The organism is Ruegeria sp. ABV4_181, from assembly GCF_056158465.1.
Genome location: NZ_JBSWTI010000002.1, coordinates 1,069,257 through 1,084,201, shown reverse-complemented (window position 1 = coordinate 1,084,201; position 14,945 = coordinate 1,069,257). Strand labels below are relative to the sequence as shown.

At 61.0% G+C, this 14,945-nt stretch carries 12 protein-coding genes; 4 read left to right on the top strand and 8 right to left on the bottom strand.

From position 1 onward, the window contains the following. Nucleotides 1-31: 31 nt before the first annotated feature. Nucleotides 32-1,387 carry an oxygen-independent coproporphyrinogen III oxidase gene (gene hemN / locus ACXAC3_RS05425; protein WP_475157755.1) on the top strand — a complete coding sequence of 452 codons (1,356 nt, stop codon included), beginning with the start codon at nt 32-34 and terminating at the stop codon, nt 1,385-1,387. A gap of 176 nt (nt 1,388-1,563) precedes the next feature. After that, entirely contained in the window at nt 1,564-3,492 is a 1,929-nt protein-coding gene (locus ACXAC3_RS05420) for an elongation factor G (protein ID WP_475157753.1), read from the top strand. Nucleotides 3,493-3,512: 20 nt separating this feature from the next. Here ACXAC3_RS05420 and ACXAC3_RS05415 read toward each other — a convergent pair whose 3' ends face one another. The 5 genes from ACXAC3_RS05415 to ACXAC3_RS05395 all read right to left on the bottom strand — a co-directional run bounded on the left by ACXAC3_RS05415 (nt 3,513) and on the right by ACXAC3_RS05395 (nt 9,911). Next, on the bottom strand, nt 3,513-5,090 hold the full coding sequence (locus tag ACXAC3_RS05415) for an ABC transporter ATP-binding protein (protein WP_475157751.1): 1,578 nt from the start codon (nt 5,088-5,090) through the stop codon (nt 3,513-3,515). Beyond that, the gene (locus ACXAC3_RS05410) at nt 5,087-6,193 is read right to left on the bottom strand and encodes an ABC transporter permease (RefSeq protein WP_475157749.1); all 1,107 of its coding nucleotides are present in this window, start codon (nt 6,191-6,193) and stop codon (nt 5,087-5,089) included. Before ACXAC3_RS05410 ends, ACXAC3_RS05415 begins: the two co-directional genes overlap by 4 nt. Then, nucleotides 6,194-7,279, bottom strand: a complete 1,086-nt coding sequence (locus tag ACXAC3_RS05405; RefSeq protein WP_475157746.1) for a microcin C ABC transporter permease YejB — start codon at nt 7,277-7,279, stop codon at nt 6,194-6,196. It lies immediately after the preceding gene. Between the two features lie 7 nt (nt 7,280-7,286). After that, the gene (locus ACXAC3_RS05400; RefSeq protein ID WP_475157744.1) at nt 7,287-9,227 is read right to left on the bottom strand and encodes an extracellular solute-binding protein; all 1,941 of its coding nucleotides are present in this window, start codon (nt 9,225-9,227) and stop codon (nt 7,287-7,289) included. A gap of 174 nt (nt 9,228-9,401) precedes the next feature. After that, nucleotides 9,402-9,911: a c-type cytochrome gene (locus tag ACXAC3_RS05395; RefSeq protein ID WP_475163378.1), complete on the bottom strand. Its 510-nt coding sequence runs from the start codon at nt 9,909-9,911 to the stop codon at nt 9,402-9,404. A 119-nt stretch (nt 9,912-10,030) separates the two neighbouring features. On the opposite strand from ACXAC3_RS05395, the gene ACXAC3_RS05390 reads away from it, so the two are divergent. Then, nucleotides 10,031-10,864 (top strand): prephenate dehydratase, encoded by an 834-nt coding sequence (locus ACXAC3_RS05390; RefSeq protein WP_475157742.1) that lies wholly within the window; start codon nt 10,031-10,033, stop codon nt 10,862-10,864. 21 nt (nt 10,865-10,885) lie between these two features. Here ACXAC3_RS05390 and ACXAC3_RS05385 read toward each other — a convergent pair whose 3' ends face one another. The 3 genes from ACXAC3_RS05385 to nudC are packed head-to-tail and all read right to left on the bottom strand — an operon-like array spanning nt 10,886 to nt 12,878. Continuing rightward, entirely contained in the window at nt 10,886-11,356 is a 471-nt protein-coding gene (locus ACXAC3_RS05385) for an N-acetyltransferase family protein (RefSeq protein WP_475157741.1), read from the bottom strand. Nucleotides 11,357-11,389: 33 nt separating this feature from the next. Continuing rightward, on the bottom strand, nt 11,390-11,857 hold the full coding sequence (locus ACXAC3_RS05380) for an SRPBCC family protein (protein ID WP_475157739.1): 468 nt from the start codon (nt 11,855-11,857) through the stop codon (nt 11,390-11,392). A gap of 40 nt (nt 11,858-11,897) precedes the next feature. Beyond that, nucleotides 11,898-12,878 (bottom strand): NAD(+) diphosphatase, encoded by a 981-nt coding sequence (gene nudC, locus ACXAC3_RS05375; protein WP_475157737.1) that lies wholly within the window; start codon nt 12,876-12,878, stop codon nt 11,898-11,900. 177 nt (nt 12,879-13,055) lie between these two features. On the opposite strand from nudC, the gene ACXAC3_RS05370 reads away from it, so the two are divergent. Continuing rightward, on the top strand, nt 13,056-14,936 hold the full coding sequence (locus ACXAC3_RS05370) for a bifunctional 2',3'-cyclic-nucleotide 2'-phosphodiesterase/3'-nucleotidase (protein ID WP_475157735.1): 1,881 nt from the start codon (nt 13,056-13,058) through the stop codon (nt 14,934-14,936). Nucleotides 14,937-14,945 lie beyond the last annotated feature (9 nt).

Below are 14,945 nucleotides of genomic sequence, written 5' to 3'. Positions count from 1 at the left end.
TCTAGGCGAGCCGTCCTTTAACGGTATCGCCATGATAGTGAAACCACAATTGGCCAAGCTTGGACTATTTGACGCGAAAGTCCCGCGTTACACAAGCTATCCCACCGCCCCGCATTTCAGCAACGATGTGGGGTCAAGCCTTTATGCTGACTGGATTTCCGGGATCAAACCGGGCAGCGCCGTGTCGCTGTATATCCATGTTCCGTTCTGCCGCCGGCTGTGCTGGTTCTGTGCCTGCCGGACGCAGGGCACGCAGACGGACAACCCGGTGATTGCCTATGTGGATGTCCTGAAGGCGGAACTGGATCTGCTGGCCGAACGCCTGCCCGCGGGCGTCACCCTGTCGCGCCTGCACTGGGGCGGCGGCACGCCAACCCTGCTGAACCCCGACCTGATGCGCGATCTGGCCGCCCGCATTCTGGATGTGGTGCCGCTGGGGCCGGATGCAGAGTTTTCGGTTGAAATCGACCCGAACGAGATTGATGAGGCCCGGCTGGACGCGCTGGCCGAGGCCGGCATGAACCGCGCCTCGATCGGGGTTCAGGATTTCGACGATGAAATCCAGAAAACCATCGGACGCATTCAAAGCTATGACACCACCCGCGCGGCAGTGGACATGATCCGCGCACGCGGTATCGCCAGCCTGAACGCGGACATTCTGTACGGGCTGCCGCACCAGACCAAGACCCGGATGACGGAGAGCGTGCAGAAATTGCTGTCGCTCAGCCCGGACCGGGTGGCGCTTTACGGCTATGCGCATGTGCCCTGGATGGCCAAGCGCCAGCAGCTGATTCCGTCCGATGCCCTGCCTACCCCCGAACAGCGGCTTGACCTGTTCGACACAGCGCGCCGCCTGTTCATGTGGGACGATTACGCCGAGATCGGCATCGACCATTTTGCAACGCAGGATGACGGCCTGACCCATGCACTGCGGACCGGCCGGCTGCGGCGGAACTTTCAGGGTTACACTGACGATCAGGCCGACATATTGATCGGCGTCGGGGCCAGCTCGATCTCGCGCTTTCCGCAGGGATACGCGCAGAACGCGCCGGCGACGTCGGCCCATACCAAAGCAATCCGCGAGGGCCGCTTCTCAACCTCGCGCGGGCATCTGTTCAAGGGGCAGGACGTTCTGCGCGCCCGGCTGATCGAAGCCCTGATGTGCGATTTCCGCATCAGCTCGGCCGAGATTCTGCGCGATCACGACATCTCGGCCACTGCATTGCAGGACATGTACCGAAACGCCAATGCCGCGTTCGACGGCTTGCTGCGGATCACCGATGACGGCCTGTTCATTCCGCCCGAAGCGCGCGCGCTGACCCGCATGATCGCCCGCAGCTTTGACGCATATGACCTGAGCAAAGCCGGCCACAGTTCAGCAATCTGACCCGACAAGAGGACAGGGCTTGACGCGGCGGGTCGGTTTTTTCCACACTCGCAGGGCGGGCATCATCCCGCCCGCGCCCGAGGCAGGCCGAGTACAAGACATCCCGTGCCAACGCATCCGCGTCAGGCCACCCCTTTCGCGCAGCCGTTCTGCAACCGGAAAGAGGGACAACACCCATGCGCGTTTTCACCGTCCTCGGCCCCAGCCAATCGGGCAAGACCACTCTGGTCGAGGCCATTAGCCGCCTCGACGACCGACCCACCACATTCGACGTATCCGGAACCGTGCATTTGCACGGTTTTTCTTACTTGGGCGAGCCCTGGTGCGCCGTCGATGTGGACGGTGGCGGCGACAACCTGGCCTATGTCGGCCCAGCCTTGGCAATTTCGGACGCGGCGGTCATCGTTGTGCCACCGGACCCGAATGCCGCCGTTCTGTGCGCACCTTACCTGCGACTGGTTGAAGAGGCGGGCATCCCCTGTTTTCTGTTCATCAACCGGATGGACAATCCCAACGGCCGAATCCGCGACATCATCTCGTCCCTACAGACCTATTGCGCGCACCACATCACGCTTCGCCAGGTTCCGATCCGCGACGGGGACACTATCGTGGGCGCGGTCGATCTGATCTCGGAACGGGCGTGGAAGTATCAGGAAGGCAAACCCTCGGCCCTGATCGAACTGCCGCAATCCGTCGAAGACCGCGAACAGGAAGCCCGGACCGAATTGCTGGAGACCTTGTCGGATTTCGATGACAACTTGCTGGAGCAACTGATCGAGGACAAGCAACCGCCCAGCGCGGAAATCTATGACCTCGCCGCGCAGGTTTTGCAGAACCATCAGCTGATTCCCGCCTGCCTGGGCGCGGCCAGCCATGGCAACGGCCTGACCCGTCTGATGAAGGCTTTGCGGCACGAGGCGCCGGAATTCGATATCGCCGCCGGCCGCGACGAAGCCGCGGAAGACGCGCGCGCCATTGCGGGCTTTGCCGATGTCAAAAAGCACATCGGCAAGATCGTGGTGCTGCGCGGTTTGGGTGCAGGCGTCAAGGCGCATGAAAACCTGGGCGGTGAAACGGTCGGCAACCTGACCACGCTGGATGCCAAGACACAGATTTCCGAAATAGAAGCCGGGCAAATCGGGCTGGCCGTCAAGTCCGATCACCTCAATCCCGGATACCTGTACGACAGCAGCGCGGCGACCCCGCTGCCCGAATGGGCGGCGTCGCACCCCGCCGCGCACCGGCAGATCGTTCTGCCGGCGCACGAGCGCGACGATGTGCGCCTGTCCAACGCATTGTCCAGGTTGGTCGAGATTGATCCGGGCCTGCAACTGGCACAGGACGAACTGAGCGGTCATGCCATTCTAGGCTCGCAAGGGCCGCAACATATGCGGCGCGTCACCGCCAAGCTGGACGAAGATTTCGGGATCGAGATCGGAACCGAACAGGTCGAAACCGCCTATCGCGAAACGATCCGCGCGCCGGTCGAGCACCGGCACCGCCACCGCAAACAATCCGGCGGCGCGGGGCAATTTGCGGACGTGGTGATTTCGATCGCGCCGATGCCGCGCGGATCGGGGTTCCAGTTCGAGGAAATCGTCAAGGGCGGCGCGGTGCCCAAGAACTATATCCCCTCGGTCGAACACGGGGCGCAGGACGCGCTGGCACAGGGTCCCGAAGGGTTCCCGGTTGTTGACGTCAAAGTCACGCTGAGCGATGGCAAGCACCATAACGTGGACAGCTCGGACTATGCGTTCCGCACTGCCGGCAAGAACGCGGTGCGCGAGGCGTTGCCACAGGCCAAGCCCGTGGTTCTGCAACCCATCCTGAACGCCGAGATTCACCTGCCGTCAGATTTCGTAGGTGATCTGGTCCCGACCATTAGTTCGCTGCAAGGTCAGGTTCTGGGCTTTGAAGGCAATCCCAACGCGTCCGGGTGGGAGATTTTCAACGCCCAGCTTCCTGCCGTTGCCGAAGACGAGCTGCATCGCACCCTCGCCAGCGCCACGCGCGGCACCGGGTGGGTGAAGCTGAGCTTTGATCACTATGAGGAACTGCGCGGACCGGTACCAAAAGGGGCCGATCGCGAAAAAGCCAGCGCCTGAGAACGGGTGGCGGGCGGATTTCAGCCCGCCGCCGCTATCAGTTCGCGGGTGTAGTCCGTTTGCGCGTTTTCAAACAGGTCTTCCGCCGATCCCATCTCGATGACATCCCCGTTCCGCATGACGATCACGTTATGCGACATGGCGCGCACGACCTTAAGGTCATGGCTGATGAACAGATAAGCCAGACCGTATTTCCGCTGCAGGTCACGCAGTAGATCGACAATCTGCACCTGCACGGTCATGTCCAGCGCACTGGTGGGTTCATCCAGAACCAGCAGCTTGGGCCGCAGGACCATGGCGCGCGCGATGGCGATGCGCTGACGCTGCCCGCCCGAGAATTCGTGCGGATAACGGTCCATCGCGGTCGGGTCCAGACCAACTTCGGTCATCACTTCGGCCACCAGTTCCCGCGGGGCGCGGTGAGGGTCGACATTATGGATCGCCAGCCCCTCGGCGATGATCTGCTGGCACGTCATCCGTGGGCTGAGACTGCCGAAGGGGTCCTGAAACACGATCTGCATGTCCTTGCGCAGCCGGCGCAGCTCACGCGTGGACCAGCGGCGCACATCCCGGTCGCGGAAGGTTATGCCGCCCTCGGACGCGATCAGCCGCATGATTGCCAGCGCCAGCGTTGTCTTGCCTGATCCGCTTTCGCCCACGATGCCCACCGTTTCACCCGCGCGCACGCTGAGCGTGGCATCATTCACCGCCTTCACGTAACCCACGGTGCGTTTCAGAAACCCGCGTTGGATCGGGAACCAGACCTTGAGGTGATCGGTGCGCGCCACCTCTTCGGCATCTGTCGCCACCGGGTCGGGATGACCCGACGGTTCAGCCGCCAGCAGCTTGCGCGTATAGGGGTGTTGCGGGTTGTCGAAAATTTCCGCGGTGGCACCGGTCTCGACAATCTCGCCGTCCTTCATCACGCAGACCCGGTCGGCAATGCGGCGGACGATGCCCAGATCGTGGGTGATGAACAGCATTCCCATATTCTCGGATTTCTGCAGTTCGGCCAGCAGTTCCAGTATCTGCGCCTGTATCGTGACGTCCAGTGCAGTCGTCGGTTCATCAGCGATCAGAATGTCCGGCTTGTTGGCCAGCGCCATCGCGATCATCACCCGCTGGCGCTGTCCCCCGGACAGTTGGTGCGGATAGCTGTCCAGCCGCTCTTGCGGATCACGGATGCCCACCTTGGTCAGCAGTTCGACGATCCGGTCGCGGGTCGCGTCGCCTTTCAGCCCCTGATGCAGGGCCAGCGACTCGGCCATCTGCTTGTGGATCGTGTGCAGCGGGTTGAGCGACGTCATCGGCTCCTGAAAGATAAAGCTGATGTCGTTGCCGCGCACATCCATCAGCCTGTCCTCGGATGCGCCAATCATCTCCTGCCCGTCATACCGAACCGATCCCTCGACCAATGCGCTGTCGCCCAGCAAGGACACGGTGGACAGGGCGGTTACCGACTTGCCCGACCCGGATTCACCAACCAGCGCGACGGTCTCGCCGCGGTCCACGGTGAAGGACACGCCCCTGACCGCCGCCGAAACCTGTCCGTCCTGCCGGAACGAGACCTTGAGGTTGTTCACGTCGAGCAGGCTCATGAAAAGGTCTTTCTGGGGTCAAACGCATCGCGGACGCCTTCGAAGATGAAGACAAGCAGCGACAGCATGATGGCAAAGGTGAAGAAAGCGGTGAATGCCAGCCATGGCGCCTGCAGGTTCTGTTTCGCCTGCAGCGTAAGTTCGCCCAGTGACGGGGCCGAAGACGGCAGGCCGAAGCCAAGGAAATCGAGACTGGCCAGACCGCCGATGGTGCCGGTCACGATAAAGGGCATAAAGGTCAGTGTCGCCACCATGGCGTTGGGCAGCATATGGCGGAACATGATGGTCATGTTGCCCACGCCCAGCGCCCGCGCGGCGCGCACATATTCCAGGTTCCGCGCACGCAGGAATTCGGCACGCACAACGCCAACCAGACCCGTCCAGCCGAACAGGATCATCAGCGCCACCAAAAGCCAGAAACTTCGTCCCAGAATGGCAAACATGATGATGATCACATAAAGCGACGGCGTGGCGGACCAGATTTCGATGATCCGCTGAAAGATCAGGTCCAGCCAGCCGCCGAAAAAGCCCTGAATGGCCCCGGCGAATATCCCGATCAGACTGGCCGCGCCGGTCACCAGCAGCGTGAACAGGATCGACAGCCGGAAACCGTAGATCACCCGCGCCAGAACATCGCGCTTGGTGTCGTCGGTGCCCAGCAGGTTCTGCCCGTTGGGCGGCAGGGGGGCCGCGCCGGGACGGTCCACGCTGGTGTTGTAGGAATAGGGGATCAGCGGCCAGATGGCCCAGCCGCGCTCAAAGCCTTCGGCCTCATACGTCCCGGCCCTGATCTGGTCGACAATTCCTTCGGGGTCGTCGAAACACTGTTCCAACCCACCACTGTCGATCAGGCATTTCACCTCGGGGTCGCTATAGATCGCCTCGGTCTGGAAATCGCCGCCGAACTCGGTCTCGGCGTAGAAATTGAAGATCGGGGTGTAGAACTCACCGCGGTACTTGACCAGGATCGGCTTGTCGTTGGCGATAAACTCGGCAAACAGCGACAGGCCGAACAGAACCGAGAAGATGATCAGGGACCAGAACGCCCGGCCATTGCGCCGGAAATTGCGCCAGCGGCGCTGGTTCAGCGGGGAAAGCGCCATCTACCCCTCCCGCTTTTCGAAGTCGATGCGCGGGTCCACCAGCACATACATCAGGTCGCTGATGATCCCGACAACCAGACCCATCAGGCCAAAGATGAACAGCGTGCCGAAAATCACCGGGTAATCGCGGGCCACGGCGGCCTCGAACCCCAGACGACCCAGCCCGTCCAGCGAGAATATCGTTTCGATAATGATCGAACCGCCAAAGAACACGCCGATGAACACGGCCGGAAAACCGGCGATGACGATCAGCATCGCGTTGCGGAATACGTGCCCATAGAGAACCTTGCCTTCGCTAAGCCCCTTGGCGCGGGCGGTCATGACATATTGTTTCTTGATCTCGTCCAGAAACGAGTTCTTGGTCAGAAGTGTCAGCGTCGCAAAAGCCGAAATGGTCAGCGCAATGATGGGCAGCGTGATGTGCCAGAAATAATCCGCGATCTTGCCGAACAGGCTGAGGCTTTCCCAGTTATCCGATGTCAGTCCGCGCAGCGGGAAAATCTGCCAGTAGGACCCGCCGGCGAACAGAACCAGCAGCAGGATCGCAAACAGGAAGCCGGGGATGGCATAGGCCACGATGATCGTGCCGCTGGTCCAGGTGTCGAATTTCGACCCGTCCTTCACCGCCTTGCGGATACCCAGCGGGATCGACACCAGATAGGCGATCAGGGTCGACCACAGGCCCAGAGAGATTGAAACCGGCATCTTCTCAAGCACCAGGTCGATAACGCTGATCGAGCGGAAATAGCTCTCTCCAAAATCCAGAACCAGGTAATTCCCCATCATCGTCAGGAACCGTTCGACCGGCGGTTTGTCGAAACCGAATTCCTTTTCCAGATCTTCGATGAACTCTTTCGGCAGTCCGCGCGCACCAATGTATTCACTGTCAGAGCCAAATGTCTCTTCGTTGGTGGCCCCTTCGCCCCCTGCGAAACCGGCAAAAACATCGCCTTCGCCCTGCATCTGCGCGAGAATTTGTTCGATCGGTCCGCCGGGAACGAACTGCACCAAAGTGAAATTGACGATCATGATGCCCAGCAATGTTGGTATCACCAACAGCAGGCGTCTGAGAATGTATGCTCCCAAGGGTTTGCTACCTCAACGCACCAGCGGCCTTCAGGGCCTCGTATTTTTCTTCGTTGAACCACCAAAAATCGAGATAGCCAAGCCCCCTTGGCGGCAATTCTTCCGGATGCTCGTACATGTCGTAATAGGCAACCCAGTGTTCGGCGACATATCCGGCGGGGATCTGAATGCGCCGGAACCGCAGGGCGCGATCCAGCGCCTGCAGGGCCGCGATCTCTTCTTCGCGCGATTTGGTGTGCAGGGATTGCTCGATGATCGCGTCGATCAGCGGGTCCTGCAGCGATTGCGGGTTATACGACGACACGACAGCGGTTTCAGACCCATAAGCCTGTTTCAGCGCGGTGCTGGCCACCTCAAAGGGCTGGTTCCGGAAGAACATCATGTCCCAGTCCTTGTCGTAGTAGCGTTGGGTGTACTGGGCGGTGTCCACTTTCTCGGCCTCGACCGACACGCCGAAATTCCGCAGGGTTTCGACATAGGTCGTAATGATCGCTTCGACAGTATCCGAGGACGCACCCGACAGCATGATCTTGAACTGCATCAGATCGCCATCCGCATTGCGCAGCTTGCCGCTTCCATCCACGGTCCAGCCCGCCTCTTCGAACAGTTTCAGCGCGCGGCGTTTGTTGCGACGGTCCGTTGGTCGGGCCGGGTTGGACGAATGGGCCAATACCGCCTCTTCTGTCATCAGCTCGGCCGGCACGACATCGCCCAGGCCTTCCAGAAACGCCTTCTCTGCCCCTTCGGGCACGCCAAAAGCCTGAACTTCGGAATTTTCCGAGAACGAGTGGCGCTGCGTCGTCAGCCCATATTGCAGCGAGGCCGAGGTCCAGTCGAAATTGAATGCCAGTCCCAGCGCCTCACGGACTTTGATATCCGTGAAGGGTTCACGCAGGAAATTGAACACGAACCCGGAGGCCGCCGGCGGCGTCATGTCGGGCAGCGTCTCAAGCTTGACATACCCTTTCTCGACGGCGGGGAAATTGTAACCGGTCGCCCATTTCTTGGTGCTGCCTTCGGCCCGGAACGTATAGAGACCCGCTTTGAACGCCTCAAACTCAGCGGCGTCATCCGCAAAATACTCGACGCGGACCCGTTCGAAATTATGCCGCCCCTTGTTGATCGGCAGATGCCAACCCCAGTAATCCGGGTTGCGTTTATAGACGATGAACCGGTTGGCCTCATAGCTGTCGACCACGTAAGGCCCGCTGCCCATCGGGGTGTTCCAACTCTGCTTGTCCAGCCTTTCACCCGTTCTTTCGTACCAATCCTTCGAAAAGACCGGTGTATTGCCGACCTGCGAAATCAGCGATCGGCGGGATATGCCATCGACGAAATTGTACTTGATGGTGTGATCATCAATGATCTCGTAACCCTTGATGCGTTGCTTGACGGCGCGGGAATAGCTGCGGATCGCCTGTTCCAGAAACAGATCGTGGGTGAAGGCGGCGTCATGCGCCGTCAGCGCGGTGCCATCAGCGAACCGGGCTTCGGGGCGCATATGGAAGACGCACCAGGTCTTGCTGACCGGATATTCCACCGCCTCGGCGATCAGGCAATATTGCTCGGTAATGCTGTCGGCCGGGGTCGAGGTGCCAAAAGGTCCGTCCCCGAACATGCCCTCGGCGATCAGCCCGGAATACAGCCCGGCCTTGCCCTGCCAGTTGAACCGGTTCATGCCATCGAACGTGCCGCGCGTGCTGACCGAAATCTCGCCCCCGACCGGCGCATCCGGGTTTACGTAGTCGAAATGCGTATAATCCGAGGGGTATTTCAGGTCGCCGAAAAACGAATAACCATGCGCCCGGATAACCTCTTCCTCTTCAACGCCAGCGGCAAATCCGGGAAGGGCGGGCAGGCTTGTTGTCAGCGCGCTGGCCCCCAGCAGTTGCAAGGTGGTTCTGCGGTTCATGTCGAACCTGAAGGTCCGGGACTCATTTTTCGCCATAACTGCCTCTCCTGCGGTTCGCATTAACCTTTATCTTGCCCGCGCCAGCTAAAAGACCAGCACTGACACTTGCAAGTTTAGAATGCGTGAACGCTTTGTGAAGTTATACTTAGACAAAAAATAAAGCCGCTGCACTTGGCAGCGGCTTTGAATTTTGCGCGCGTGATCGCCGGATCAGTTGCCGATGGTCTGCAGATAAGCAATCAGATCGGCCCGTTCCTGCGGCTTTTTCAGGCCGGCAAAGCTCATCGATGTGCCCGAGATATAGGCGCTTGGGCGTTCCAGGAACGCGTCCAGCGCTTCGGGCGTCCAGTTGCCGCCATGCGCCTGCATGGCCGCCGAATACCCGCCGAAGCCTTTGGCCGACGCAACCGGGCGGTCAACCACACCATACAGGTACGGACCGGTGCCGTTGGCGCCATCTTCCAGCTTGTGGCAGGCGGTGCATTTGCGGAACACGCGGGCGCCCTTTTCGGGATCCGCCGCTGCCAGCATATCTTCGAACACCACCTCTTCGCCGTCGGCGCTTTCGCCTGCGCTCTCGGTTTCGATGATGTAAGAGGCCGTCTCGCCATGCCCATCGGCGTGGTAGAGAGCCTCGGCACCCCATTTGGCCAAAAGCAGCACCAGGAAGGTGCCAAACAGGCCTGCTGCGGCCTTGGTAACTGTCATCGTGTCGAACATTGATCGCGAGTCCATTTCAGCTGTCTGCGGGGTGTCTAAGGCTTCCCCTAACAAGAGGCAAGGTATAGACACCGCGACTAAACGCCCAATTCAAGAACTTGTTGCACGGAATCGACCAAATGACCAAACGTATCGCATTTCAGGGGGAACCCGGCGCCTATAGCCACGAGGCCTGCCGCAATGCCCGCCCCGATATGGAGGCCCTGCCCTGCCGCACTTTCGAGGATGTGATCGAATCGGTCCGCGCCGGTGACGCCGATCTGGCGATGCTGCCGGTCGAAAACACGACCTATGGACGGGTGGCCGATATTCACCGGCTGCTGCCCCATAGCGGGCTGCATATCATCGACGAGGCGTTCGTCCGTGTCCACATCAACCTGCTGGCGGTGCCCGGTGCAACGCTGGCGGATGTCACCGAGGCGCATTCGCATCTGGTCCTGCTGCCGCAATGCGCGGGGTTCCTGAAGAAACATGACATCCGCGGCCGGGTCAGCCCCGACAACGCCCGCGCCGCGCGCGAGGTTTCGGAACAGGGTGAGCTGCACTCGGCGGCTCTGGCCAGCGAACTGGCCGGCGAAATCTACGGGCTGAACGTTCTGGCCCGCCATATCGAGGACCGCGACAACAACACCACCCGGTTTCTGGTGATGACGCGGCAGGCGGATCTGTCACGGCGAGGCGAACACGGCATGATCACCAGCTTCGTGTTTCAGGTCCGCAACATCCCGGCGGCGCTCTACAAGGCGATGGGCGGCTTTGCGACCAATGGCATCAACATGACCAAGCTGGAAAGCTACATGGTCGACGGATCCTTCACCGCGACCCAGTTCTATGCCGATATCGTCGGGCATCCGGACGACCGGAGTGTGAAGCTGGCCATGGAAGAGCTTGAGCATTTCACCACCAATGTCGAAGTTCTGGGCGTCTACCCGGCCGCCCGGCCCCGCGGCTGACACCCGGCAGGTTTGCAAAGGTCATCGCAGGACGTATTTTTTCGACACGGCACCGCTGTGCCACTTGTAGTCGAGGAACCCCATTGCGTCGTAATAGGCCAGCCCCTCGGCGTTGGTGGCGGAAATCGTCGCATCAATAGCTGGAATTCCGGCGACTTGCGCCGCATTCAGCGTTGCCCGGAATAGGTCGCGCCCAACTCCGCGACGCGCTGCTGACGGGCGGATGTGCGTGCCGATGATGCCCCAGCCGACAGCCACGTCATAGGCGTTGTTGTCGACCGCCTGTATCAGCGACTGGAACCCCAGAATTCTGCCACTTTTGTCCTGCGCGACCGAGCATTGCACCCGGTCGGGATGCGCCACGTAGCGCGCCTGCGCGAATACGGCATCGGTTGGCTTGGTGCGTTTGCCCGCCGCCGCGATATCCTGCAGCACTTCGGAGATTCCAACGGCATCGTCCGGGTCAACTTGGCGGATCGTCACACTGTCCATCACACCCCCGATCCCATTGACGCACAGCGACCGTTAGCTGCCGTGCAAATGGCGCTCTTCCATTTCGCGGGCGAATTCCCGCAGGCGCACCTGAAACTGGCGGCGGAACCGCGATTGACCCAGCCTGAGCGATTGCAGCAACAGCCGCGCCGGCAGGGATCTGGCCGCAAGCGACATTTCCACGCTCAGACGCGTTCTGCGCTGTGACAGGGCCAGAAACTCAACCAGCGTGACACCGTTCATTCCCTTGCTTTTCGCAACGAAACGCATGTGCGACGGCGGATCGCACTCGGCCATCTCAATCGCGACCTGACGCGGTTTGCCGCGCAGCTTGAACTCGGTTTCCCACTGGGTCCCGGGCACTACAGCCATGTGACCGGACAGGCGGCGCACCTCGATACCACGGCGCATCGCCATCCGTTCGAACCGTTCGAAATCGGCAACCATATCGAACACCGCATTGATGGGGGCTTCGATATCTTCGCGCGCTGTAAACTGCATGTCGGCTCTTGGTTCTCTTGGACTTTCACCCAGTATTTTGTCAGTCGAGCGTATCCGCAAGCCAGTTTTGCAGCAGAAAATGCGCAATGGCGCCCTTTCGGGCGGGCAGCAGGGTTGGATGTTCGCCTGCAAATGCCTGCAACATCTCGGATTTGCTGACCCAGATTGCGTCCTCGATTTCAACCGGATCAATGGTGATATCGCGCGACAATGCCTCGCCCGCGCAGCCGAACATCAGCGAGGCCGGGAAGGGCCAGGGCTGGCTGGACAGGTACGAGACGGCTCCGACAGGTACTCCAGCCTCTTCCATGACTTCGCGCCTGACAGCAGCCTCCAGCGTTTCGCCCGGTTCGACGAATCCGGCAAGCAGGGAATACATCCCCTCGGGCCAGCCCGGCGATCGCCCCATCAGGACCGAGTCTGCGTGCGTGATCAACATGATCACCACCGGATCGGTGCGTGGAAAGTGCTGACCCCCGCAGGACGGGCAGCTGCGTTGCCACCCGGCCTGCGCCAATACGCTGGGTGCGCCGCAGCGCGCGCAAAACCGGTGAATCTCATGCCACCCGATCACAGCCTTGGCCGCCGCCGCCAGTTCGGCATCCCGCGCCGACAGCCGTGTCATCACGCGGCGCAGTTCGGCAAAGACGTGGCCCTGCGGAAGATCCGGATGCTGCTGTTCTGACCGGTCGAGAAACGCGCCGACCTGAGACAGATCCAGACCCTCGGCGGACCAGTCCGAGATATCGACGGCAAACACAGGCGCGTCTTCCGAGAGGCCCAGAAAAACGGGTTCTTCCACCCGACCGCCCGGCCCGTCGGTGACCAGACCATGTGCCATCTGGACCAATCCCAGCCGATCCAGCGCTGCGCCCTGAACCAGCACCTTACCGCGCCACAGCAGCAGGCATTTTGCATGCGGATCCGCCCGCATGCGCAAAATGTCCCCGGCGCTGCCACGAAAATGCGCGGCGCGATCCAGGCCCGAGCCACCAAACGTCACAGTTTCTGCGTTTTTCATCGGAATTCCTTTGGGTCCCCCGCACAGGGCTGCCACGGCAATCGACCCGTTGCAACGACAATTCCTGACAGCGTGCATCACCCGACGCAGTCGAATGGCGGCAAGTGCACCTTACAGATTGCAATGACTACTCTTTTTGTTGAAAATGATTAATACAAAACTGCCAGAAGTAGAAATTTGAAACCTCCCCCTGCTGCCTCGCCACCCTCCTTGCAGATACGCATACTGGCAACGTCGGATCTGCACATGAATCTTGGCGGATTCGATTATTTCACCGACGCGCCGGAACCGACAATTGGCTTTGCGCGAACCGCCAGCCGGATCCGGTCTGCACGCAAAGAAGCCGAGGCCGAAGGCGCGCAGGTCTTGCTGTTCGACAACGGAGATTCCCTGCAGGGCACCCCGATTGGCGAGTGGGCGGCCGAAGAGGCCAATGCACCGCATATTCTGATGCGGGCTTTCGCCACTCTGGGCTATGACGCGATCGGGCTGGGCAATCACGACTTTGGCTTTGGGCTGGATACGCTGGAACGCATCATTGCGGATGCGCCTTGCCCCGTTCTGTGCAGCAACGCATACCGCCGGGACGCCGCTACAGCCTGGCGGGATCGTCTGATCCTGACCCGGACATTGCCGACGCATGCGGGTCATATTCCCCTAAAGATCGGCCTATTCTCCGTCTTGCCACCCCAAACCGCCAGATGGGAGGCACATCGACTGGCGGGCAGGGTCGCCATCGACGACATGCTGAATTGCGCGCAGGACGTGGTGCCGGACCTTCGGGCGCAGGGCTGCGATCTGATACTTGCCCTTGCGCATACTGGGCTGGGACCGGCGGAGGCCGAGCCCGATCTTGAAAACGCGATTCTGCCATTGGCGGCAATCGAAGGGATCGACGCGCTGATCGCCGGGCATTCGCATCTGACCCTGCCCGGCAAAGCGCATGACGGTATACAGCATGTCGATGCCTTACGGGGGCGTGTGCATGGCAAACCCGTTGTAATGCCGGGTTCGGCCGGGTCGCATCTGGGTGTCATGGACTTGACGCTGATCCTGTCCGACGACGGAAGATGGTCGGTTGCGGATCACCGCACCGAACTGCGCCCTGTCTGCCGCGCAATACCCGGGCACCCGCCGGAGCCGGTTGCAGAAGACCCCGAAGTTCTGCGCCTTATTGCCCGGGGTCATGCCGAAACCCGCAGGCGAACGGCAGAACCCGTCGGGCAAACCGAGCGGCATCTGCACAGCTATTTCAGCTTTTGCGCCCGGGACCGCGGGCTGGATCTGGTCGCGGCCGCTCAGGCGGCGGCGCTGCGCCCACACATTCGGGAAACGCGATTTGCGGACTTGCCCGTCTTGTCCGCGGTGTCGCCCACCAAATTCGGCGGTCGTGCCGGACCTCGGTTCTTTACGGACGTTCCGGTGGGTGAGGTTCGCCGGCACCATGTCTCGGATCTGCATGTTTTTCCCAACGAATTGCAGGCGCTGGTCGTCACGGGCGGCCAGTTGCGGGACTGGCTTGAAATGTCCGCCGGGGTCTTCAACCGGATCACACCCGGCACAAACGCCGATCTGATCGACCCGAACCGCGCGGGGCACAATTTCGACGTGATTCTGGGGCTGAGCTGTCTGTTCGATCTGTCCGGGCCGCCACGATATGACGCGAAGGGGCGGCTGATCGACCCGGCCCGGCGCCGGGTCGCGGATATCCGGTTCAGGGGGCGCCCGATCAATGACGACCAGATGTTTGTGGTTGCCCTGAACACCTATCGCGCCAGTGGCGGCGGGCATTTTCCGTTTGTCGGGAATGCCGAACCGATTGCCTTGCCGACGCTGCCCATCCAGCAGGTGATTCAGGACTACCTGTCCGGAGATCTGCCCGAAGACCCGCTGGAACACGCGCCGCGCCCCTTTCGGCTTGCCCCCCTGCCCGGCGCATCGGCAATCCTGAGGACCGGGGCAAAAGCCCGGCAACATCTTAAAGAGCTTGAGGAATACGACCCCCTGGTGATTGGCGAGGACGATGCCGGGTTTCTGCAGGTTCGCCTGACCCTCTGACGGGTTGTC

Bases quoted from the DNA above. Each gene is read 5' to 3' on its own strand.
- hemN (WP_475157755.1), top strand. From the start codon at position 32: ATGATAGTGAAACCACAATTGGCCAAGCTTGGACTATTTGACGCGAAA.
- ACXAC3_RS05420 (WP_475157753.1), top strand. From the start codon at position 1,564: ATGCGCGTTTTCACCGTCCTCGGCCCCAGCCAATCGGGCAAGACCACT.
- ACXAC3_RS05415 (WP_475157751.1), bottom strand. From the start codon at position 5,090: ATGAGCCTGCTCGACGTGAACAACCTCAAGGTCTCGTTCCGGCAGGAC.
- ACXAC3_RS05410 (WP_475157749.1), bottom strand. From the start codon at position 6,193: ATGGCGCTTTCCCCGCTGAACCAGCGCCGCTGGCGCAATTTCCGGCGC.
- ACXAC3_RS05400 (WP_475157744.1), bottom strand. From the start codon at position 9,227: ATGGCGAAAAATGAGTCCCGGACCTTCAGGTTCGACATGAACCGCAGA.
- ACXAC3_RS05395 (WP_475163378.1), bottom strand. From the start codon at position 9,911: ATGTTCGACACGATGACAGTTACCAAGGCCGCAGCAGGCCTGTTTGGC.
- ACXAC3_RS05390 (WP_475157742.1), top strand. From the start codon at position 10,031: ATGACCAAACGTATCGCATTTCAGGGGGAACCCGGCGCCTATAGCCAC.
- ACXAC3_RS05385 (WP_475157741.1), bottom strand. From the start codon at position 11,356: ATGGACAGTGTGACGATCCGCCAAGTTGACCCGGACGATGCCGTTGGA.
- ACXAC3_RS05380 (WP_475157739.1), bottom strand. From the start codon at position 11,857: ATGCAGTTTACAGCGCGCGAAGATATCGAAGCCCCCATCAATGCGGTG.
- nudC (WP_475157737.1), bottom strand. From the start codon at position 12,878: ATGAAAAACGCAGAAACTGTGACGTTTGGTGGCTCGGGCCTGGATCGC.